The 19,066-nt window shown below is 68.7% G+C and carries 18 protein-coding genes; 10 read left to right on the plus strand and 8 right to left on the minus strand.

Features of this window, described 5'->3' with window-relative positions; translation table 11 throughout:
• Positions 1-9 precede the first annotated feature (9 nt).
• Entirely contained in the window at positions 10-483 is a 474-nt protein-coding gene (locus ACIQTX_RS02680; protein WP_402968548.1) for an acyl-CoA thioesterase, read from the minus strand.
• A gap of 214 nt (positions 484-697) precedes the next feature.
• On the opposite strand from ACIQTX_RS02680, the gene ACIQTX_RS02685 reads away from it, so the two are divergent.
• The 3 genes from ACIQTX_RS02685 to ACIQTX_RS02695 all read left to right on the plus strand — a co-directional run bounded on the left by ACIQTX_RS02685 (position 698) and on the right by ACIQTX_RS02695 (position 3,470).
• Positions 698-2,125 carry a hypothetical protein gene (locus ACIQTX_RS02685; protein WP_402968551.1) on the plus strand — a complete coding sequence of 476 codons (1,428 nt, stop codon included), beginning with the start codon at positions 698-700 and terminating at the stop codon, positions 2,123-2,125.
• A 143-nt stretch (positions 2,126-2,268) separates the two neighbouring features.
• Positions 2,269-2,883: an ATP-dependent Clp protease proteolytic subunit gene (locus ACIQTX_RS02690; RefSeq protein WP_028501041.1), complete on the plus strand. Its 615-nt coding sequence runs from the start codon at positions 2,269-2,271 to the stop codon at positions 2,881-2,883.
• The gene (locus tag ACIQTX_RS02695) at positions 2,880-3,470 is read left to right on the plus strand and encodes a ClpP family protease (protein ID WP_028501040.1); all 591 of its coding nucleotides are present in this window, start codon (positions 2,880-2,882) and stop codon (positions 3,468-3,470) included. Before ACIQTX_RS02690 ends, ACIQTX_RS02695 begins: the two co-directional genes overlap by 4 nt.
• Before the next feature lie 2 nt (positions 3,471-3,472).
• On the opposite strand, the gene ACIQTX_RS02700 is transcribed toward ACIQTX_RS02695, so the two are convergent.
• Positions 3,473-3,826, minus strand: coding sequence for a helix-turn-helix domain-containing protein (locus ACIQTX_RS02700; protein WP_105526050.1), 354 nt, complete (start codon positions 3,824-3,826; stop codon positions 3,473-3,475).
• A 408-nt stretch (positions 3,827-4,234) separates the two neighbouring features.
• Positions 4,235-5,131: a helix-turn-helix transcriptional regulator gene (locus tag ACIQTX_RS02705; protein WP_402968555.1), complete on the minus strand. Its 897-nt coding sequence runs from the start codon at positions 5,129-5,131 to the stop codon at positions 4,235-4,237.
• Positions 5,132-5,216: 85 nt separating this feature from the next.
• On the opposite strand from ACIQTX_RS02705, the gene ACIQTX_RS02710 reads away from it, so the two are divergent.
• A complete protein-coding gene (locus tag ACIQTX_RS02710; RefSeq protein ID WP_402968558.1) occupies positions 5,217-6,095 on the plus strand; it encodes an aldo/keto reductase in 879 nt (292 codons plus the stop codon).
• Between the two features lie 11 nt (positions 6,096-6,106).
• On the opposite strand, the gene ACIQTX_RS02715 is transcribed toward ACIQTX_RS02710, so the two are convergent.
• Together ACIQTX_RS02715 and ribA are read right to left on the minus strand one after the other, a co-directional pair.
• Positions 6,107-6,580, minus strand: a complete 474-nt coding sequence (locus tag ACIQTX_RS02715; protein WP_402968561.1) for a MarR family winged helix-turn-helix transcriptional regulator — start codon at positions 6,578-6,580, stop codon at positions 6,107-6,109.
• A 17-nt stretch (positions 6,581-6,597) separates the two neighbouring features.
• Positions 6,598-7,257, minus strand: coding sequence for a GTP cyclohydrolase II (gene ribA / locus ACIQTX_RS02720; RefSeq protein ID WP_402968564.1), 660 nt, complete (start codon positions 7,255-7,257; stop codon positions 6,598-6,600).
• Between the two features lie 128 nt (positions 7,258-7,385).
• Here ribA and ACIQTX_RS02725 point away from each other — a divergent pair, with 128 nt between their 5' ends.
• Positions 7,386-8,405: a zinc-dependent alcohol dehydrogenase family protein gene (locus tag ACIQTX_RS02725; protein ID WP_402968567.1), complete on the plus strand. Its 1,020-nt coding sequence runs from the start codon at positions 7,386-7,388 to the stop codon at positions 8,403-8,405.
• Between the two features lie 36 nt (positions 8,406-8,441).
• Here the strand turns inward: ACIQTX_RS02725 and ACIQTX_RS02730 are convergent, their stop codons facing one another.
• On the minus strand, positions 8,442-9,374 hold the full coding sequence (locus ACIQTX_RS02730; RefSeq protein ID WP_402968570.1) for a DMT family transporter: 933 nt from the start codon (positions 9,372-9,374) through the stop codon (positions 8,442-8,444).
• A gap of 120 nt (positions 9,375-9,494) precedes the next feature.
• Between ACIQTX_RS02730 and ACIQTX_RS02735 the strand changes: the two genes are divergently transcribed.
• Entirely contained in the window at positions 9,495-10,334 is an 840-nt protein-coding gene (locus tag ACIQTX_RS02735; RefSeq protein ID WP_402968572.1) for a sulfurtransferase, read from the plus strand.
• Here ACIQTX_RS02735 and ACIQTX_RS02740 read toward each other — a convergent pair.
• Positions 10,322-11,245, minus strand: a complete 924-nt coding sequence (locus ACIQTX_RS02740; RefSeq protein ID WP_402968574.1) for a hypothetical protein — start codon at positions 11,243-11,245, stop codon at positions 10,322-10,324. The genes ACIQTX_RS02735 and ACIQTX_RS02740 overlap by 13 nt on opposite strands.
• 305 nt (positions 11,246-11,550) lie before the next feature.
• Here ACIQTX_RS02740 and ACIQTX_RS02745 point away from each other — a divergent pair, with 305 nt between their 5' ends.
• The 4 genes from ACIQTX_RS02745 (at position 11,551) to ACIQTX_RS02760 (ending at position 17,530) form a co-directional block, all read left to right on the plus strand.
• On the plus strand, positions 11,551-12,201 hold the full coding sequence (locus tag ACIQTX_RS02745; protein ID WP_402968577.1) for an acyl-CoA synthetase: 651 nt from the start codon (positions 11,551-11,553) through the stop codon (positions 12,199-12,201).
• On the plus strand, positions 12,198-12,554 hold the full coding sequence (locus ACIQTX_RS02750; RefSeq protein WP_402968580.1) for a hypothetical protein: 357 nt from the start codon (positions 12,198-12,200) through the stop codon (positions 12,552-12,554). The genes ACIQTX_RS02745 and ACIQTX_RS02750 overlap by 4 nt, the downstream gene beginning before the upstream one ends.
• 226 nt (positions 12,555-12,780) lie before the next feature.
• A complete protein-coding gene (locus ACIQTX_RS02755; protein WP_402968583.1) occupies positions 12,781-15,984 on the plus strand; it encodes a glycosyl hydrolase family 95 catalytic domain-containing protein in 3,204 nt (1,067 codons plus the stop codon).
• A 112-nt stretch (positions 15,985-16,096) separates the two neighbouring features.
• A complete protein-coding gene (locus ACIQTX_RS02760) occupies positions 16,097-17,530 on the plus strand; it encodes an MFS transporter (protein ID WP_028501030.1) in 1,434 nt (477 codons plus the stop codon).
• A gap of 133 nt (positions 17,531-17,663) precedes the next feature.
• Here ACIQTX_RS02760 and purB read toward each other — a convergent pair whose 3' ends face one another.
• Positions 17,664-19,046, minus strand: coding sequence for an adenylosuccinate lyase (purB, locus tag ACIQTX_RS02765; protein ID WP_402972935.1), 1,383 nt, complete (start codon positions 19,044-19,046; stop codon positions 17,664-17,666).
• Positions 19,047-19,066: the final 20 nt, after the last annotated feature.

Here is a 19,066-nt window from a genome sequence, read left to right on the forward strand (position 1 = left end):
CGAGGCGAGTCAGAGCGAGGGGAGTCGGATCGTCCCGGTCGCGATGCGCTCGGTCGGCATCCGGTCGCGGTCGTAGGTGATCCGGTCGTAGCCGTGCGGGGTCGGCATCCCGTCTTCGTCGAGGCTCACGAACACGATCTTCTCGATGGTGAGGATGCGTTTGCGCGTGATCATGTTCCTGGCCGCCGCGCGCATGGTCAGGGACGTCGTGCCGAAGTGCGTGGCCTGCAGGCCGATCTCGATCAGGTCGCCCTGCACCGCGGATGCCTCGAAGTTGATCTCCGAGATGTGCTTGGTGACGGCGCGGTAGTTGCCCAGCTGCACGATCGCGTAGATCGCCGCCTCTTCGTCGATCCATTTCAGCAGGCTGCCGCCGAACAGGGAGCCGTTCGCGTTGAGATCTTCGGGCCGCACCCACTTGCGGGTGCGGAAGTTGAGCCCGTCTTCCGACCACTGCCATGCCTGTGCCTGTTGTTTCGCCATGAGCACGAGGCTAGGCGGGCCGTGAGTCCACGATGTTACGGCTCGTTTTCGTGGAAAGCACAGGGGTGGCGGATGTCCTTTTGTGCACTAGCCACAAGAAACTGAGTCTCAACAGCACTGAGACTTGGTATCGAACGGCAAATCCCGGAGTCGCGAGGTGGCCTGCCCATACAGTCGCCGGTGGCAACGACGCCACCTACCTCGGGAGTCCTCAATGACGAGTACCACGCCCCATTCGCACGGCATCGGCATGCGCATCGCCGTCATCGTGCTCAGCCTGCTGCTGGCAGCCATGGTCATCCTGTTCTTCGTGACGACGAGCAAGATCGCCGCGGGTGCATCTGAACTCGCCGACGGCACCACCTCGGCGAAGGACGGCTCCGCGGACCTCGCTGCCGGCGCCGCAGACCTCTCGGCCGGTGCCGCGCGACTCGCCGAGGGCACAGACGACCTCTCCACAGGGGCTGCCAGCGCGCAGGAGGGCTCGCAGAAGCTGAGCGACGGTGCCACGACGGCCGCGACCGGCGCGACGACCCTCGCCGAGGGCGCGAGCAGCCTCGCAACCGGTGCATCCACAGCGGTGGTCGGTGCGGGCAAGGTCAGCGGAGGCGCGCAGTCGGCGCTTGCCGGTGCACAGGAACTCGCCGCGAAGTTGGCGACGGCGGATGCCGGGGCGCAGAGCCTCTCCTCCGGAATGTCGACGCTCGCCGCAGGGGTCAACGGCGCCCACGCATATGCGAACGGCGTGCTCCTCGGCGCGACCACGCTCAGCGACACGTTGGGCGCGGGAGTCGATGCGAATGTGGTCGCTCTCGCGCACGCGGATGCGCAGACCAAGCTGGAAGGCCTCGCCGCCACCGCTCCCGGGTACTCCCAGCAGCTCCGCGACGCCCTCACCGGAATGCTCGCGGCCGACTCGACGAACGCGCAGCTGCAGGCGCTCGTTACCCTCGCCACCGGCGTCGACCAGCAGGTGGATGCCATGGCACCGGTGGTGGCCAAGGCCCCCCTCCTCGCGCAGGGGCTCGTCGCGGCAGCCGACGGTTCCGCGAAGGTCACGGGCGGGGTCAACGCCCTCATCAGCGGGGACCCGTCGAAGAAGTGGCCCGGCACCGCGGCGCTCGTCGCTCCCCAGGGTGCGCCCGCCCTCGTCGCCGGCGCCCAGGCGCTGCATTCCGGCACCTCGCAGCTCTCGGCCGGTGCAGCCAGGCTGGCCTCGGGCCTGCAGACCCTCTCGTCCGGAGCCTCTGCGCTGTACTCCGGCACGGCGAATCTCAGCGCGGGCGCAACCCGACTGAATGACGGAGCGAGCACGCTCGCCACCGGAGTCGGCGCGCTGCAGTCCGGCGCCGGCGACCTCAACACCGGCATCGGCAAGCTCTCGGCCGGGGCATCCACGGTGGCGGACGGTTCGGGTGATCTCGCGGCGGGCGGGGACAAGCTCGAAGCCGGAGCCGCCGACCTCGCCGAGGGCAACGGCCTGATCGCGGAAGGCTCGGGCACTCTCGCCACCGCCACGGCGGGGGCTGCGCCGTCGATGACACCGTGGATCCTCGGCATCGCGCTCGCCGGACTGATCGCGATCGGCTTCTGGGTCGGTCACCGCGTCTCCCACCGCCGCTCCCTGGCTCTCGCCGCCTGACCCCATCCACCCCGCCTGACCCCACCCACCCTGCTCTCCCCCGGGGCTCTGAGCGGATGCCTTCCCACCGGCATCCGCTCAGGGCAGAGCCGCCCACGGCAGAATCCACCCCCGCGTGCAGAGATGCGACGGATGCTGGGGGCATGAGCGAAGACAACCCCATCCCGCAGTTCGGCCCAGAAGCCCGACGCGCGCTGTTCCACGAGCGGGTGCTCGTGCTCGACGGTGCGCTCGATGACGACAACGGCACCCTCCTGATGACACAGCTGCTCGCACTGTCGGCAGAAGACCCGGTCGCCGACATCGCGCTCTGGATCCACTCGCCCGGCGGCTCCGTGCCGTCGATGCTCGCGATCCGCGACATCATGCACCTCATCCCCAACGACGTCGCGACGCTGGCGCTCGGTCTCGCCTGCAGTGCGGGGCAGTTCCTGCTTTCCGCCGGCACTCCGGGCAAGCGGCGAGCCCTTCCGCACGCGCGCATCCTCATGCATCAGGGGTCAGCGGGGATCGGGGGCTCGGCAGGGGAGATAGAGACGCAGGCCGACGACCTCCGGCACATGCGAGACACCGTGCTCGGGCTCATCTCCGCCGACACCGGCCAGCCCATCGAGCGCATCTTCGAGGACTCGTTGCACGACCGCTGGTACACCGCGACTCAGGCCCAGGAGTACGGCTTCATCGACGGGATCGTGGCCTCGATCGCCGAGGTGATGCCGCGACGACGCGCGCGCGTCGGACTGGGGGTGGACGCATGAGCAGCTACACGATCCCGAACGTCATCGCGCAGCATCCGCGAGGCGAACGCGTCATGGACGTCTACTCGCACCTGCTCGCCGAGCGGGTCATCTACCTCGGCACCGGCATCGACGCGGGGGTCGCGAACGCCCTCATCGCCCAGCTCCTGCACCTCGACGCGGACAGCCCGGAGTCGGGCATCCAGTTCTACATCAACAGCGAGGGCGGCGACCCAGGCGCGGCGCTGGCGATCTACGACACGATGCAGCACATCCGTCCGCGCATCGCGACGACGTGCGTCGGCCAGGCCATCGGTCCAGCGGCATTGCTCGTCGCTGCCGGGGCGACGGGGGAGAGAGCTGCGCTCGCGCACGCACGCATCGTGCTGCATCAGCCGGCCGGCCAGTCGCGGGGAGCGATCCCCGACCTGATCCTCGCCGCCGACGAGGTGGTGCGCGTCCGGTCGGACATGGAGGAGATCCTCGCCAGGCATAGCGGCCGCTCGGTGGTCGAACTGCGCGCGGATACCGACCGTGACCGGGTGTTCACCGCATCCGCAGCGCTCGACTACGGGCTGATCGACTCCGTGCTCGGGCCGCGCGTCTGAGCTCAGGCGGCAAGAGCGAACATGCCGGGTCCGGCGGACATCGACACCGCAGCGGACGCCGACACCGAACGGAGTTCATCCGCGACCGCGCTGGTCAGCTCGATGAGGCTCGTGTCGAGGGCGCCCGCGATCGCCGCGATCATCTCGCTCGACGGCTCCTTCAACCCCCGCTCGACCTCGGAGAGGTACTGCGGGGAGACCCCGGCCTTCTCGGCCGTCTCAGTGAGCGTCTCCTCGCGGTCGTGGCGGCGGCGGCGCAGCTGGTCGCCCAGCAGATGACGCCAGAGGGGTTCGGGATCACTCGGCCGTGGACGGTCGGAGCGAGGGGAGCGCGGGAACGAGAGGAGGTCGGCCATGCCTCACGATAAGCCGCCGCAACCGGGGGATTCGAGACGTTCTGCTCAGAGCAGAACCGGATGCGGAGGCCGGGGGCGTGGATCGTTCACGCGAGCAGGGCCTCTCCGTGAACGGCGCACTGATACGTTTCTGCGCGCCGGTGGCGGACGAGCGTCCCGGTGGCAGTCCGCGCAGCGATGCGCGGGTGGGGCTGTCACCGGTTCTCTCCCTGTCGGAACCGGTTGAGGGGGAAGCGCGGGGAGCGAGACGGTGGTGGACCGTTTCGCTCCCCTATCCTCGAACGCCTATCCTCGAACGCCGTGAGGCGGGTCGTCCGACCACCATTCCAACGGCTTCACCACTCCCACAGCAGAGTGACCCTGCCGGGACCGAAGTTGAACTCCCAGCGTGGGGCGCGGTGCGCGGTGTCAGACGTCGGTGCGTTCGGGCGCGGCCTCGGCCTCTGCCGGAACGGGCCCGGCCGCATCCGTCGCCGCCCAGCTGGCGAGCATCTTCAGCTTGTCGGCCGATGCCGAGCCCGGCTCTGCGGTGTACGTCGACAGTTGCAGGCCGGGATCGGCGGGCAGTTCGAACGCCTCGTAGGTGAGTTCCATCTCGCCCACCACCGGGTGGTTGATGCGCTTGATGCCGGAGCGGTGGTAGCGCACGTTGTGGGCCGCCCACAGTGTGCGGAAGCGTTCGCTGCGGGTCGACAGCTCACCGACCAGGTCGCTCAGCTTCCGGTCGTAGGGATTGCGCCCTGCCTCTCCGCGCATCGCCGCCACGAGCTCCTGGGTGTTGCGCTCCCACTCGGGGTAGAAGTCCTGCGCGGCCGGGTTCAGGAAGGCGAAGCGCGCGCTGTTCGGGTGGGGCTCCGCGAGCAGCGGTGCATAGAGCGCCCGGCCGAGCGCGTTCGTGGCGAGGTAGTCGAAGTAGTTGTTCCGCACGGCAGCGGGCGCCTCGGCCATCGCATCGAGCAGGCGCAGGATGCTGGGCCGCAGCACCTCGGCCTTCCGGCGTGGTTTGCGCGCCAGAGGGGAGGAGTTCGCGGTGCGGGCGAGGTCGAACAGGTGCGCTGTCTCTGCCTCATCCAGCTGGAGCGCGCGTGCGAGTGCATCGAGGACGCTCTCCGAGGCGCCGGACAGATCGCCGCGCTCGAGCCGGGTGTAGTAGTCGACGCTGACGCCCGCGAGCAGCGAGACCTCTTCGCGGCGGAGCCCCGGTACACGACGGTTGCCGCCGAACGCGGGCAGTCCTGCCTGATCGGGGGTGAGGCGTGCGCGCCTCGTGGAGAGGAATTCGCGCACTTCGCTGCGGGTGTCCATCCTCCGACGCTACGCCGTCCGCGGGCGAGAAGGGAGGTGATGCCAGGCCCTCCCTCGCAGGATCGAGCGGGCGCACACTGGAGGCATGACCACGCAACTCACTCTCAACAACGGTGTCGCGATGCCGGCTCTCGGTTTCGGCGTCTACCAGGCAGCTCCCGAAGAGACGGTCGATGCCGTCGTCAGTGCGCTGGAGACGGGCTACCGCCTGATCGACACGGCAGCCGCCTACGGCAACGAACGCGAGGTCGGCGAGGCGGTGCGCCGAACCGGCATCCCGCGCGACGAGGTCTTCATCGAGACGAAGGTGTGGATCAGCGACTACGGATATGACGAGACCCTGCATGCCTTCGAGAAGTCGACCGGAAAGCTCGGCGTCGACACGCTCGATCTGCTGATCCTCCACCAGGCGCTCCCAGAGCGATTCGACCTCACTCTCGGCGCGTACAAGGCGCTCGAGACGCTGCTGGCCGACGGCAGGGTCCGCGCGATCGGCGTCAGCAACTTCATGGTCGAGCATCTCGCGCAGCTCGGCGAGAAGACGAGCATCGTTCCGGCGGTCAACCAGATCGAGGTGCACCCCTACTTCCAGCAGCGCGCGGTGCAGGCGGCGGACGCCGCAGCCGGAACCCGCACGCAGGCATGGTCGCCGATCGGCGGGATCACGGCGTACCGTCCGAACGGCGCTTCCGCCTTTGACGACGCGACGCTTCTGGCGATCGGCACCGCGCACGGCAAGTCGCCGGCTCAGGTGATGCTGCGCTGGCATCTGCAGCAGGGACGCTCCGCCCTTCCGAAGTCGGTGCGTCCTGCACGCATCGCGGAGAACTTCGACGTGTTCGACTTCGAGCTCACGACAGCTGAGCTCGCATCGATCGACGCGCTCGACACGGACGTGCGTCGCGGCCCCGCACCGGAAGACATCACGCTCGAGGCGTTCGGGCGCCCCGTTCCCGAGGCCTGATCGGACGGGGCCTACAGCGCCGCGGTCACGCCGGGCAGCAGCTTGCCGAGGATCGCACCGAGCTGCGCGCGCTCTTCGGCGGTGAGCGGATCGAGCACGAGCTCCCGCACCTGCTCGACGTGCACGGGGGCGGCCGTGCGCAGCATCTCCCGCCCCGCCGGTGTCAGCGCGGCGGAGAGGGTGCGCTTGTCGGTGCTGCAGGAGGTGCGCTCGACCCAGCCGCGCTGCTCGAGCGAGTCGAGCGCATGGCTCAGCCTCGATCGGCTGAGGCCCGCGATGCGGGCGAGCTCCGTCATGGTGACGGCGCCCTCGCCCTGACCCGCCAGCGTGATGAGGATGGCGTAGCGCGCGTGGTTGAGCCCGACCTCTTCTTTGAGCGTGCGGTCGAGCACCTGGGGCAGCAGCTGGACGAAGCGGATGACGGGGAGCCAGGTCTGCATCTCGGTGTCGTCGAGACGACGCGGATGCTGCTGCTCCGCCATCATGGTGTCCTCCTGGAGTGTCACGCTGCGGACAGGTCGAGCGTGTGCGCCGTGTGGTCCCGCTTGGCCTGCAGGTAGCGGGAGTTGGCCTCCGACAGGTGCACCTCGGTGCGCACGCGCTCGGTGACGCGGATGCCGAGCGCTTCGAGCTGCACGGCCTTGTCGGGGTTGTTGCTCAGCAGGCGGATGCCGTCGACGCCGAGCGCGTTCAGCATCTGGGCGGCGACGGTGTAGTCGCGCTCGTCTTCGCCGTGACCGAGGGCGACGTTCGCCTCGTACGTGTCGAGCCCCGCGTCCTGCAGAGCGTAGGCGTCGAGCTTGGCGTAGAGGCCGATGCCCCGCCCCTCCTGGCGCAGGTAGAGCAGGAAGCCGCCTTCCTCCGCGATGCGTTCCACGGCCTCGCGCAGCTGCGGGCCGCAGTCGCAGCGTTCCGACCCGAACACGTCACCGGTGAGGCACTCGCTGTGCGGGCGCACGAGGGGAGCGCCCCCGCCGTCGACGGCGCGTTCGACGGCAGCACGCCAGTCTCCGAGGCCGAGCAGCAGGTGCTCGCGGCCGTCGACGAGACCATCGAACGTGACCACATCGGCGGTGGTGGAGAAGCCGTCGCCGAAGCGCAGCGGCACACGGACGCGGGTGCGTTCCGTGGCGACCGGAGCGACGGTTGAAGTTTCAATCATGCCGGGTGCAACGCGCGCTCCGTCCGAGTATTCCCGGATGCGCCGATTTCGAGGGGTTCCCTCAGGCCCTCCCACTTCGAACGGAAGCGGCGTTGACTGGAGACCTACGACAAGAAGGAGCATCACGAATGCGCGGAGTAGTCATGTACGCCCCCGGCGACGTCAGGGTCGAGGAGCGCGAGAAGCCCACCATCACGCGACCGACGGATGCCGTGATCCGCATCGCGGCGACCTGCATCTGCGGCTCCGACCTGTGGCCGTACCGCGGCGCCAACGAGGTCGACCACGCCCCGATGGGTCACGAATACGTCGGCGTGGTCGAGGAGATCGGCTCCGAGGTGCAGACGCTGAAGGTCGGCGACTTCGTCGTCGGCTCGTTCATGGCGTCCGACAACACCTGCGAGATCTGCCAGGCGGGCTACCAGTCCCGCTGCGTGCACGTCGTCCCGATGGGCCGATACGGCACCCAGGCCGAGTACTCGCTCGTGCCGCACGCCGACGGCACGCTGGTCGCCACCCCCGGTCAGCCCGACGCCGACCTGATCCCTTCCCTGCTCGCGGCATCCGACGTCCTGGGGACCGGCTGGTTCGCCGCTGTCGCCGCCGAGGCCGGGCCGGGCAAGACCGTAGCGGTGGTCGGTGACGGAGCCGTGGGACTCCTCGGCATCCTTGCGGCACGAGAACTCGGCGCCGAGCGCATCATCGCGATGAGCCGGCACGCCGACCGCCAGGCTCTGGCCCGTGAGTTCGGCGCGACCGATATCGTCTCCGAGCGTGGTGATGCGGGCGTCGCGCGCGTCAAGGAGCTCACGAACGGACTCGGCGCGCACTCGGTGATCGAGGCGGTCGGTACCCAGGAGTCGATGATGCAGGCGATCCGCTCCACCCGCCCCGGTGGCCACGTCGGCTACGTCGGCGTCTCGCACGACGTCGCGCTCCCCGGCGAAGAACTGTTCTACTCCGGCGTGCACTTGCACGGCGGCCCGGCTCCGGTGCGGCGCTTCCTCCCCGAACTGATCCAGCTCATCTGGGACCGGAAGATCGACCCCGGCAAGGTGTTCGACCTCACCCTTCCACTCGATGACGCCGCCGAGGGCTATCGGGCCATGGATGAGCGTCGCGCCACGAAGGTACTGCTCACGGTCTGACGTCGGCGCGGGGAGATCTACGCGTCTGGCGGAGATCTACGCGTCGGGCGGAGAGCTCACCGGAGATTCTCCGCCCACGGCGTGGTTCTCCTCCCGGCGCCTTCGCCGCACGAGCTTCAGCTCGCTCGCGAGGATCCCGAGCACGACGAGTGCGCCGCCGATGAGCGCGGTCGCGGGCAGGCGCTCACCGGCGATACGGCCGATGACGCCTGCCCACACCGGCTCTCCGGCGTAGATGATGGTCGCGCGGGTGGGCGAGACCGACTTCTGCGCCCAGTTCATCGTCAGCTGGATCAGGCAGCTCGCAGCTCCCAGCCCGACCGCGCAGCCGACCCAGATCCACGAGAACTCCGGCACGCCCTCCCCGACCACCGGCATCGTGAGCAGTCCCAGCACACCCGCGGTCAGCAGCTGGATGACCGTGATGCGGCCGAGGTCGATCTTCCCCGCGAACAGGCTGATGAGGATGATCTCGGCGGCGATCGGCAGGGTGCTGATCATGGTCGCGATCTCGCCCGCGCCGAGCGTCAGAGCGAAGGCGTCGGGGCCGGCGATGAACAGCAGCCCCACGAACGCCAGCCCCGCCCCGACGAATGCCATGGCCGGTGGGCGCTTGCGGAACACGGCCCACTGCGCGAGCGGCACCAGCGGCACGTACATCGCGGTGATGAAGGCAGAGGTGCTGCTGTCGATCGTCTGCAGGCCCAGCGTCTGCAGGCCGTAGCCGAGGTAGATCATCACGCCGATCGCGACGCCCGCGCCGATGTCGCGCCAGCGGATCCCGCGCAGCATGCGACGGAAGATCACGACGCTGATGAGCCCGGCGATCAGGAACCGGATGCCGACGAAGAACCAGGGACCTGCGTGCTCCATCGCCCAGTGCACGAGCAGGAACGTGCCGCCCCAGACCGCGGTGATCGCGATGAGCGCGGCTTCCTGCGGGCGCAAGCGCATCCAGCGAACGGGCATCCGTTGGCCCTTTCTCGACGTTGCCGGATCGAGCCTAGTGGGCCGGGGTCATCGGCCGAATCGTGACGGAAGAAGACGACGACGCGCGGGATGCCACCGTCGAGTCGGTAGCCTCGCAGCATGAGCGACTTCGTGAGTGCCGTCGAGCTGAACGACCTTCTGACCCAGGGCGCGCCGGTGCGCGTGATCGACGTGCGGTGGCGGCTTGACCGGCCGGCAGCCGGACACGACGACTACCTGAGCGGACACATCCCCGGAGCCGTCTTCGCCTCGCTCGACACCGAGCTCTCCACCCACGGCGAGGCTTCGGAAGGACGGCACCCGCTGCCGTCGACCGCCACCCTCCAGAACGCGGCGCGTCGGTGGGGTGTGCACGCAGGTGACACCGTCGTCGCGTACGACGATGCCAAGGGCACGGCGGCGGCGCGCGCCTGGTGGCTGCTGCGCCAGGCCGGCGTCGACGTGCGCGTGCTCGCCGGCGGCATCCGTGGCTGGAAGGCCGAGGGTTTCGAGGTCGCGACCGATGATGTGACGCCCGAGCCCGGCGACGTCGTGCTCGAGGAGGTCGGCGCCGATGCGCTGTCGATCGACGAAGCCGCCGCGTTCCCGGCATCCGGTGTGCTGCTCGATGTCCGGGCGCCGGAGCGCTACCGCGGCGAGACCGAGCCGCTCGATCCGGTGGCCGGCCACATCCCCGGTGCGCGCAACGTCCCGACCATGCTGCATCTCGACGCCGAAGGCCGCATCCTCGACCGCGAGACCGTGCTGGCGAACTTCGCCGAGGCCGGTGTGACGCCGGGCACTGCTGTTGCGGCGTACTGCGGTTCCGGCGTGACGGCCGCGCACACCGCCCTGATCCTGCACGAGGTCGGCATCGAGGCGAAGGTCTTCCCCGGTTCATGGAGCCAGTGGTCGAACAATCCTGGCCGTCCGGTCGCGACCGGCGATCAGCCCGGCTGATCCTCTCGGGGGCCGTAGCCCCAGTGCAGTCCGAGGGCGCCAGGGCCGAACGCCCTGCGCACCAGGTGCACCGACGTTCCGCGGGTGAGCGGTACCGGGGTCACGGTCACGCCGTTCGGGGTCTCGACATGCTCTTCGCACCAGTCCGGCATCGCATCCGGATGGAAGCGCGTCCAGACCAGCAGCTCTCGCGCCTTCTGCGCCAACGCGTGGCCCGTGTCGCGGGTCTCCGGATAGTCGGGCGGATACTCGACAGACCACTCGACCATCGCGGTCTCAGGGGCGGTCAGCGGAACGTCGAGCTCGAAGAGCACGCCGTGCACTTCGCCGTCCGGATGCGAGTATCGCGCGGCGATCCTTCCCCCCGATACGGCCCTCAGGACGGGGGGTGGAGTGCGGACGCCGGGAGTGATCTCCAGGAACGGGATCGCCGTGATCGTGCCGACCGTGGACTGAACGATGCTGCGGGTGATGCTGTAGGCGACGTTGCCATCGGCGCCGACATCGGTCACCGAGTGGGTCGTGAGTTCGCGAGAGGTGTCCGGATAATCCGCACCGAGGGCGCGGAAGGCCTCGATGACCGCCAGCTCGAGCTCCTCCTCGTCGATCGGGAACTGGTTCGGTCCGAGAGGGCCGGTGCGGTTCGTGGAGCGGAGAAGTCGGGTCAATGCCGCTTCGTCGAGGCCGAGGAGCTCCTCGATGTCGGCCAGCGCGGCCAGCGACTGCGCGCCTTCCGGCCGTCGTGCGCCGGAGCGCCAATAGCTCAGCGTGGCCATCGAGACGTTGTTGCCTCTGGCTTTGAGCTGGCGCTGCAGCCCGGACAGCGTCACAGGCCTCGCATTTATCGCGTCGCGCAGGGCACTCGCGAACGCATCGGGTCGTGCTCTGCGCGCGTCATCTTCGAAACTCATCACAGACCCCCTCCGGTATGTGAAGATCAGCGCTCTAGAGTGAGCATACGACCGCACGCGTGCACCTCAGGGGACCGGGTGGGCATGTGGGGTCACTTGGCCGTCTTCGCAGGCAGGGTGCCCGACCCTGCGATCACCGGCCTGACGCAGTGATGCCCCCCTTGCTGCGTATGTCGTGAAGCCCGGCAATCGATCTGGGGAGATCCGCCGGGCTTCACGAAACTTCCCTCCGCACGCCTCCCGGCGCATCGGCTCCGCAGCCCCGCGTAGACTGGGAGGAACACCCCGGAGGACTCTGGACCGTCATGTCTGCCCCTGCTCGCGCATTCACCATGCGCCACGTGCAATTGCTGCGCGCGCTGTTCGCCGCGGTCGCCGCGTTGATGATCACGTTCTCGTCTGATCACTCCGCCCCCGTCGGTCTGGCCGTCTTCAGCGGCTTCGTCTTCACCACCGCTCTCGTGCAGGTGCTCGCTGCCTGGCTGGTGCTGCCTGCGGGCTCGCGCTGGTCGTACGTGCTGCTCGCCGCCGTCGGCGTCATCGCCGGCATGGTCAGCGGCATCCCGGCCTGGCGCTCCGACGACCTGTTCTTCATCGTCGTGTCCGGATGGGCGATCATCAGCGGTGGCATCGAGCTGCTCGCCGGCATCCGAGCCCGTCGATCCGGCGACGCACTGTCGCGCGACGCGATCACGGTGGGGGCGCTGGGAGTTCTGCTCGGCATCGTCCTCCTGCTGATCCCGGCCGGATTCCTGCAGGAGTACACGATCGACAAGGCCGGCACGTTCATCCTTTCCGGCATCATCCTCGGTGTCGGCATGTTCGGCGGCTACGCGGCGATCCTCGCCGTGTTCCTCGGCATCGCCGGCCTCACGCCGAAGCGAGTGGATGCCGTCACCGCGGCCTCCGAACCGAACGACAGCGCTTCCCCTGTGGAGCACGGAGGAGAGCGATGAGCGACGAGAAGCCCACCCGTCGGGACATCCTGCGGCCCCTGCACCTGCTCCTCATCGCGCTCGGGTGCGGCGTCTTCGCCATGGTCGTCACCCTGGTCTCCACCGGTGCCTTCACTCTGCGCGTGAACACCCTGATCGCGAACGGCTCATATGAAGGGCTGACCCCGTTCGCCCTCGGCCTCGTCGTCGGCGGTGGGGCGTTCATCGTCACGCTGCTGATCCTCGCGATGCTGATCCTCGCCGTCGATCCGGCCGATGTCACCAAGACGATCGATCGTCCGGTGTTGTACGACCCGGAGCCCGAAGAAGAGAACCCCGACGCCGAGGCGCCCGGTCGCCCCGCATCCTCCTGATCTGCGGGCGGTGGAGCACTCGCTCTCCGCAGCGTGATCATCCGAACATCCGACTAAAGCGACCCGCCGTCGCTGCGGGTGAGGATACTTTCGGCGAACCCTCTGGCCGATCGTCTCTAGACATCCGATGTCTTGTGTCGCACACTGGCTCCTGACGCGCCCGCCTTCATCACCGGCGGGGGCGCACGGCACCAGATGATCAACGATGCTCCGGAGGTTTGCTGTGATGATCGACCCCATTTCCCGTCGACAGGCACTGCAGGTGGGCGGTCTCGTCCTCCTCGCCCCGCTCGTCCCTCAGTTCCTGGCGGCTCGGCCGGCTGCTGCGAGCTCGTTCTCGGCGAACGCGCCGGTGCACGCGGCAGCGGCAGGACCGATCCCTCGACCGCAGCTGTCGCCACACGCGCTCTGGTACGGCACTCCCGCGACGAACTGGGAGACGCAGGCGCTTCCCATCGGCAACGCCCGACTCGGCGCGAAGTTGTTCGGGAACCCGGATGCCGAGGTGATCCAGTTCAGTGAGCAGAGCCTCTGGGGTGGCGTCAACGACTACGACAACGCGCTTGCGGGACAACCCGACGGCGCCTACGACACCAGCGTCACCGGGTTCGGCTCCTTCCGCGACTTCGGCGAGGTCACCGTCGCTTTCGGCGCGCGCACCAAGGTCACATCTCCCGGCGGACCGTACGAGGTGTCGGGTGGCGAGAGCGTCGAGAAGACGTACGACGGGAATCCCGCGACGAAGTGGTGCCTGATCGCGCCACCGGCCGAGGTGATCTGGCAGGCCGACCTCGCGGAGCCGATCGCCGTCGCCTCCTACTCGCTCACGAGCGCGAACGACGTCCCCGCTCGTGATCCGCAGGACTGGCGGGTGGAGGGATCCACCGATGGCGCGACCTGGGTCGCACTCGACTCGCGTGCCGAGGCGCCGTTCCCGCAGCGACTCCAGACGAAGAGCTTCACCTTCGCCAACACCACGGCGTACGCCCACTACCGGTTCGTGTTCTCTCCGAAGGCGGGCGTCAGTCACTTCCAGGTGGGTGAGATCGCACTCGGCGGTGTCGACCTGGCGCAGGGGAGCGCGGTGTACGTCTCTTCGCCGAGCGGACACGCCGACTCCCTCGTCGGCAGCATCGATGCCGACCCCACCACTGTGTGGGCGGTGCCGGCGACGGGTGCGGGCGCGGTGTGGCAGGTCGAACTCGGTGCGAAGCTCGCCCTCGGCGGCTATGTGCTCACCAGTGCTCCGGATGCGCCGGAACAGGATCCTCGCGACTGGGTCGTCTCCGGCTCGGACGATGGGCTGGCCTGGAAGACGCTCGACACCCGAGTCGGCGAGACATTCCCCGAACGCGGCATCGGCCGCGTGTTCTCGTTCGCGAATTCCACCGCCTACACGATGTACCGCATCGCGTTCTCCGCGCCGGGCGCGATCCGGCTCGGAGGCATCGCGTTCACCGGGAACGGCTTCAGCACGGCAGGAGCCAAGGCAGTCGTCGACTATCGGCGGGCGCTCGACATCGCCGACGGCACTCACAGCACCCACTTCGCGACCGCGCAGGGCACGGTGCTGCGCGAGGCGTTCGCGAGTCGCGATGCCGACGTGATCGCCGTGCGGTTCACTTCCGATCGACCAGGCGCGCTGAGTGCGCTCATCACCATGGCCTCGAAGCAGGACGGCGTCGCGACCACGGCAGATGCGGACGGCCGGCGGCTCAGCTTCTCCGGCACTTTGGCCAACAACCTCACGCACGCGGCTGTCGTTCGCATCGCGGATACCGACGGACAGGTGGTCGCCGCAGAGGGCGGGCTGCGCGTCTCGGGCGCCTCGGCGATCACGCTGCTGCTCGACGCCCGCACCGACTATCGGCTGAGCGCCGCGCACGGCTGGCGAGGCAGCGCTCCACAGCCCGCCATCGAGAAGGCGCTGAACGCAGCATCTTCCCGCTCCTGGAAGAAGCTCCGCGCCGCGCACACCGCGCAGGTCACTGACCTCATGCAGCGTGCGAAGGTCGAGTGGGGTCAGACCGACGACGCCGTGATGGCGATGCCGACCGACCGCCGGCTGCTCCGCTACGGGAAGGGCGAGGCCGACCCGATCCTCGAGCAGACGCTCTACGGCTATGGCCGCTATCTGCTCCTCAGCTCCTCGAAGCCCGGTGGTCTGCCCGCCAACCTGCAGGGACTCTGGAACAACAGCAACCAGCCGGCCTGGGCCAGCGATTACCACACGAACATCAACGTGCAGATGAACTACTGGGGAGCGGAGACCGCCGACCTCCCGGAGTCGCACGAGGCGCTGGCGACCTTCATCCGCGAAGTGGCCGTGCCCAGCAGGGTCGCCACGCGGAACGCCTTCGGCGCCGACGTGCGGGGGTGGACCGCGCGCACCTCGCAGAGCATCTTCGGGGGCAACGCGTGGGAATGGAACACGATCGCGAGCGCCTGGTACGCCCAGCATCTCTACGAGCACTGGGCCTTCACGCAGGACAAGAAGTACCTGCGCGACCTCGCCTATCCACTGATCAAGGAGATCTGCCAGTTCTGGGAGGACCAGCTGAAGGAGCTCCCCGACGGCACGCTGGTCGCGCCGATGGGCTGGTCTCCGGAGCACGGCCCTCGTGAAGACGGCGTCATGCACGATCAGCAGATCATCTGGGACCTCTTCCAGAACTACCTCGAGTGCGCGAAGGCCCTCGGCGCCGACAAGAAGTATCAGAAGACAGTCGCCGACATGCAGGAGCGGCTCGCGCCGAACAAGATCGGCAGTTGGGGCCAGCTTCAGGAATGGCAGACCGACCGTGACGACCCGAACGACATCCACCGGCACACCTCGCACCTGTTCGCCGTGTATCCGGGACGCCAGATCACGCCGGACACCCCAGAACTCTCCGCGGCGGCACTGGTCTCGCTGAAGGCCCGGTGCGGCGAGAAGGAAGGGGTGCCGTTCACCGCGGCCACGGTCTCGGGCGACAGTCGCCGCTCGTGGACCTGGCCGTGGCGCGCAGGCCTCTTCGCGCGCCTGGGCGATGCCGAACGAGCAGGGATCATGGTGCGTGGCCTGCTCACGTACAACATCCTCCAGAACCTCTGGGCGAATCATCCGCCGTTCCAGCTCGACGGCAACTACGGCATCGTCGGCGCGATCGCCGAGATGCTCGTGCAGAGTCATGGCGAGGTCATCCGTCTGCTGCCCGCCGTTCCCGCCGACTGGGCCGTCGCCGGATCGTTCGAGGGCCTGCGTGCTCGCGGCGGTTACCGCGTCGACTGCGAGTGGCGGGATGGGAGAGTCGTCTCCTACGACGTCGTCGCCGACCGGGCGCCGAACATGAGCAACGTGATCGTGGTCGTGAACGGAGAGCGGCGCAAGGTGAAGCCCGGGAACCCGAAGAACGGCAAGCCGATGCGCGACCTCGGCCCGGCGCACTGAGCCCGACGGTGTCGATGACGGTGCCGGCGTCGACCGATGTCGGCACCGTCGTGGGTGGTGCCGACATCCACGGATCCGGAATACCGCTGCGGTGGATCGGCTTGTCCCTATAGTGACTGCCTCCGTCGACCGCGCCTCCATCGGACTCCGGTCGGAGCGAGGGCCCATCCTCGGGGCGCTCATGCTCGCCACCGGCCTCATCGCGATCGACGCGACGATCCTGGCGACGGCGGTGCCCAGCATCGTCCGCGATCTCGGCAGCTACCAGCAGTTCCCTTGGCTGTTCTCGGTGTACCTCCTGGCGCAGGCCGTGAGCGTCCCCATCTACTCCCGGTTCGCCGACACCGTCGGCCGCAAGCCGATCATCCTCCTCGGTATCGCTCTGTTCCTCCTCGGATCGATCCTCTGCGGGTTCGCGTGGAGCATGCCGGCGCTGATCGTGTTCCGTATCATCCAGGGCATCGGCGCCGGTGCCGTCGCGCCGATGTCGATGACCATCGTCGGGGACATCTACACGGTCGCCGAACGCGCCAAGGTGCAGGGCTACGTCGCGAGCGTCTGGGCGATCTCGTCGGTCGTCGGCCCGGCACTCGGGGGCATCTTCGCCCAGCTCGACGCCTGGCGGTGGATCTTCTGGATCAACATCCCGCTCTGTCTGATCGCCGGATGGATGCTGCTGCGCAACTACAAGGAGCAGAAGCAGACCCGGAAGCACAGCATCGACTACGGGGGAGCGGTGCTGCTCACGATCGGGTTGACCGCGCTCATCCTCGGCATGTTGGAGGGCGGGAACGCCTGGGCGTGGCTCTCCGCGCAGAGTGCGCTCTGTTTCGGGGTGGGAGTGATCGCCCTGGTGGCCTTCGGATTCGTCGAGCGCCGGGTGGCCGAGCCCATCGTCGATCTGCGTCTCGCGGCTCGTCCGCTGATCCTGACGACCACGATCGTGTCGCTCGGCATCGGCGCGCTGATGCTCGGCGTCACCAGCTTCGCGCCCGCCTATCTCGAGGGATCCACCGGCATCGCGCCGCTGCTCTCCGGTCTCGCTGTCGCCGCGCTGACCCTCGGTTGGCCGCTCGCCGCCGCGAACGCGGGGCGCCTGTACCTGCGGATCGGCTTCCGCCGCACCACGCTGATCGGCATGAGCATCACCACGGTCGCCGCGATCACCCTGGCCTCCGTGGCGTCGTGGCCCAACCCGTTCGTGATCGCCGGCATCGCGTTCGTGCTCGGGTTCGGGCTCGGGTGGAGCGCGGCACCGACGTTGATCGCTGCGCAGGCCTCGGTCGGGTGGGGCGAGCGCGGGGCGGTGACCGGAATGAATGCGTTCGCGCGCTCAGCCGGAAGCGCCGTGGGCGTCGCCGTGTTCGGCGCGATCTCCAACGCCGTCATCGCACAGGGCGTCGGTCCGGACGATCCAGGCACGATCATCCACGCGTCGGTCTGGGTGTTCGTCGCCGTCGCCGTGACCGCGGTTCTCACTCTTATCGCCGCCGCGTTCATGCCGAAGGACAAGGTCGAGGAGCACTCCGGAGAGTCCGCCCCCTAGCTCGTCCGTGCGGTGGCGTCGAGTGCACGGGAACGAGTCGAGTGCACGGGATCCGCGCGTGAACATCCCGTGCACTCGGCAGCAAGCCGTGCACTCGCCGCGCGCGGCAGGGGCGCGCGGTGCGGGCTCGAGCTCAGCGGGCGAGGCGCTCGGCGATGCCCGTGTAGGTCGCGGGAGTCAGTGCGAGCAGGCGCTGCTTGGCGGCGTCGCCGATCTCGAGGCCCTGCACGAACTCGGCGAGGTCTGCGGCGCCCACCCGGTGACCGCGCGTCAGCTCCTTGAGGAGTGCGTACGGGTCTGTGATCGTGGAGCGTCCGGCGACGACCTCGGCGCGGATGACGGTCTGGATGGCCTCGGCGAGCACTTCCCAGTTCACGTCGAGGTCGGCGAGCAGCACGTCGCGCGAGAGCGAGATGGCGTTCAGGCCGCGGCGCAGGTTGTCGAGCGCGAGCAGCGAGTGCCCGAACGCCACGCCGATGTTGCGCTGCGTGGTGGAGTCGGTGAGGTCGCGCTGCAAGCGGCTGGTGACGAGCGTCTGGCCGAGCGATGCGAGCAGGGCGCCCGAGATCTCGAGGTTCGCCTCGGCGTTCTCGAAGCGGATCGGGTTGATCTTGTGCGGCATCGTCGACGAGCCGGTGGCCCCGGCGACCGGGATCTGCGCGAAGTAGCCCAGCGAGATGTAGGTCCAGATGTCGGTGGCGAGGTTGTGCAGGATGCCGCCGGCGTGACGCACGCGGTCGTAGAGCTCGACCTGCCAGTCGTGCGACTCGATCTGGGTGGTGAGGATGTTGAAGCCGAGGCCCAGGCCCTCGATGTACTCGCGGGCGATCGTCGGCCAGTCGGCGTCGGGGTCTGCGGCCAGGTGCGCAGACCAGGTGCCGGTCGCGCCGGAGAACTTCGCCAGGTAGTCGGATGCCGCGATCTGGCTGCGCACGCGCTCGAGACGCCACGCGAACACGGCGATCTCCTTGCCCATGGTCGACGGGGTGGCGGGCTGACCGTGCGTGCGGGAGAGCATCGCGGCATCGGCGTGCTCGACGGCGAGCTCGCGCAGCTTCGCGATCACGGTGTCGAGACCGGGAAGCCAGACCTCTTCGACAGCACGCTTGACGGTGAGGGCATAGGAGGCGGAGTTGATGTCTTCGCTCGTCGCGGCGAAGTGCGTGAGCTCGGCGATCGAGTCGAGGCCCAGGGTCGAGAGCCGGTCGCGCACGAGGTACTCGATCGCCTTCACGTCGTGCTGGGTGACGGCTTCCTTTTCGGCGAGCCAGTCGATCTCGGCCTGCCCGAAGTCGCGGTAGAGCGCGCGCAGGCGCTCCTTGTCGGCGTCTGACAGCGGGGAGGTCTCGAACAGCGAGCGGTCGGTGAGGGCGATCAGCCACTCGACCTCGACCTCGACGCGTGCCCGGTTCAGGCCCGCCTCGGACAGGAAGTCGGCGAGGCCGGTGACGGCGCCGCGGTAGCGACCGTCGAGGGGGCTCAGGGGCTGCGGCGGGAGCGAGGGCTGGAAAGTCAGGGGAGTTCCTCCTGATCGGG

Source organism: Microbacterium sp. NPDC090281 (genome assembly GCF_044769635.1).
Taxonomy (GTDB): domain Bacteria; phylum Actinomycetota; class Actinomycetes; order Actinomycetales; family Microbacteriaceae; genus Microbacterium.

What these genes read in the sequence shown, in the direction of transcription:
- ACIQTX_RS02680 (WP_402968548.1), bottom strand. Translation starts at nt 483, where the DNA reads ATGGCGAAACAACAGGCACAGGCATGGCAGTGGTCGGAAGACGGGCTC.
- ACIQTX_RS02685 (WP_402968551.1), top strand. Translation starts at nt 698, where the DNA reads ATGACGAGTACCACGCCCCATTCGCACGGCATCGGCATGCGCATCGCC.
- ACIQTX_RS02690 (WP_028501041.1), top strand. Translation starts at nt 2,269, where the DNA reads ATGAGCGAAGACAACCCCATCCCGCAGTTCGGCCCAGAAGCCCGACGC.
- ACIQTX_RS02695 (WP_028501040.1), top strand. Translation starts at nt 2,880, where the DNA reads ATGAGCAGCTACACGATCCCGAACGTCATCGCGCAGCATCCGCGAGGC.
- ACIQTX_RS02700 (WP_105526050.1), bottom strand. Translation starts at nt 3,826, where the DNA reads ATGGCCGACCTCCTCTCGTTCCCGCGCTCCCCTCGCTCCGACCGTCCA.
- ACIQTX_RS02705 (WP_402968555.1), bottom strand. Translation starts at nt 5,131, where the DNA reads ATGGACACCCGCAGCGAAGTGCGCGAATTCCTCTCCACGAGGCGCGCA.
- ACIQTX_RS02710 (WP_402968558.1), top strand. Translation starts at nt 5,217, where the DNA reads ATGACCACGCAACTCACTCTCAACAACGGTGTCGCGATGCCGGCTCTC.
- ACIQTX_RS02715 (WP_402968561.1), bottom strand. Translation starts at nt 6,580, where the DNA reads ATGATGGCGGAGCAGCAGCATCCGCGTCGTCTCGACGACACCGAGATG.
- ribA (WP_402968564.1), bottom strand. Translation starts at nt 7,257, where the DNA reads ATGATTGAAACTTCAACCGTCGCTCCGGTCGCCACGGAACGCACCCGC.
- ACIQTX_RS02725 (WP_402968567.1), top strand. Translation starts at nt 7,386, where the DNA reads ATGCGCGGAGTAGTCATGTACGCCCCCGGCGACGTCAGGGTCGAGGAG.
- ACIQTX_RS02730 (WP_402968570.1), bottom strand. Translation starts at nt 9,374, where the DNA reads ATGCCCGTTCGCTGGATGCGCTTGCGCCCGCAGGAAGCCGCGCTCATC.
- ACIQTX_RS02735 (WP_402968572.1), top strand. Translation starts at nt 9,495, where the DNA reads ATGAGCGACTTCGTGAGTGCCGTCGAGCTGAACGACCTTCTGACCCAG.
- ACIQTX_RS02740 (WP_402968574.1), bottom strand. Translation starts at nt 11,245, where the DNA reads ATGAGTTTCGAAGATGACGCGCGCAGAGCACGACCCGATGCGTTCGCG.
- ACIQTX_RS02745 (WP_402968577.1), top strand. Translation starts at nt 11,551, where the DNA reads ATGTCTGCCCCTGCTCGCGCATTCACCATGCGCCACGTGCAATTGCTG.
- ACIQTX_RS02750 (WP_402968580.1), top strand. Translation starts at nt 12,198, where the DNA reads ATGAGCGACGAGAAGCCCACCCGTCGGGACATCCTGCGGCCCCTGCAC.
- ACIQTX_RS02755 (WP_402968583.1), top strand. Translation starts at nt 12,781, where the DNA reads ATGATCGACCCCATTTCCCGTCGACAGGCACTGCAGGTGGGCGGTCTC.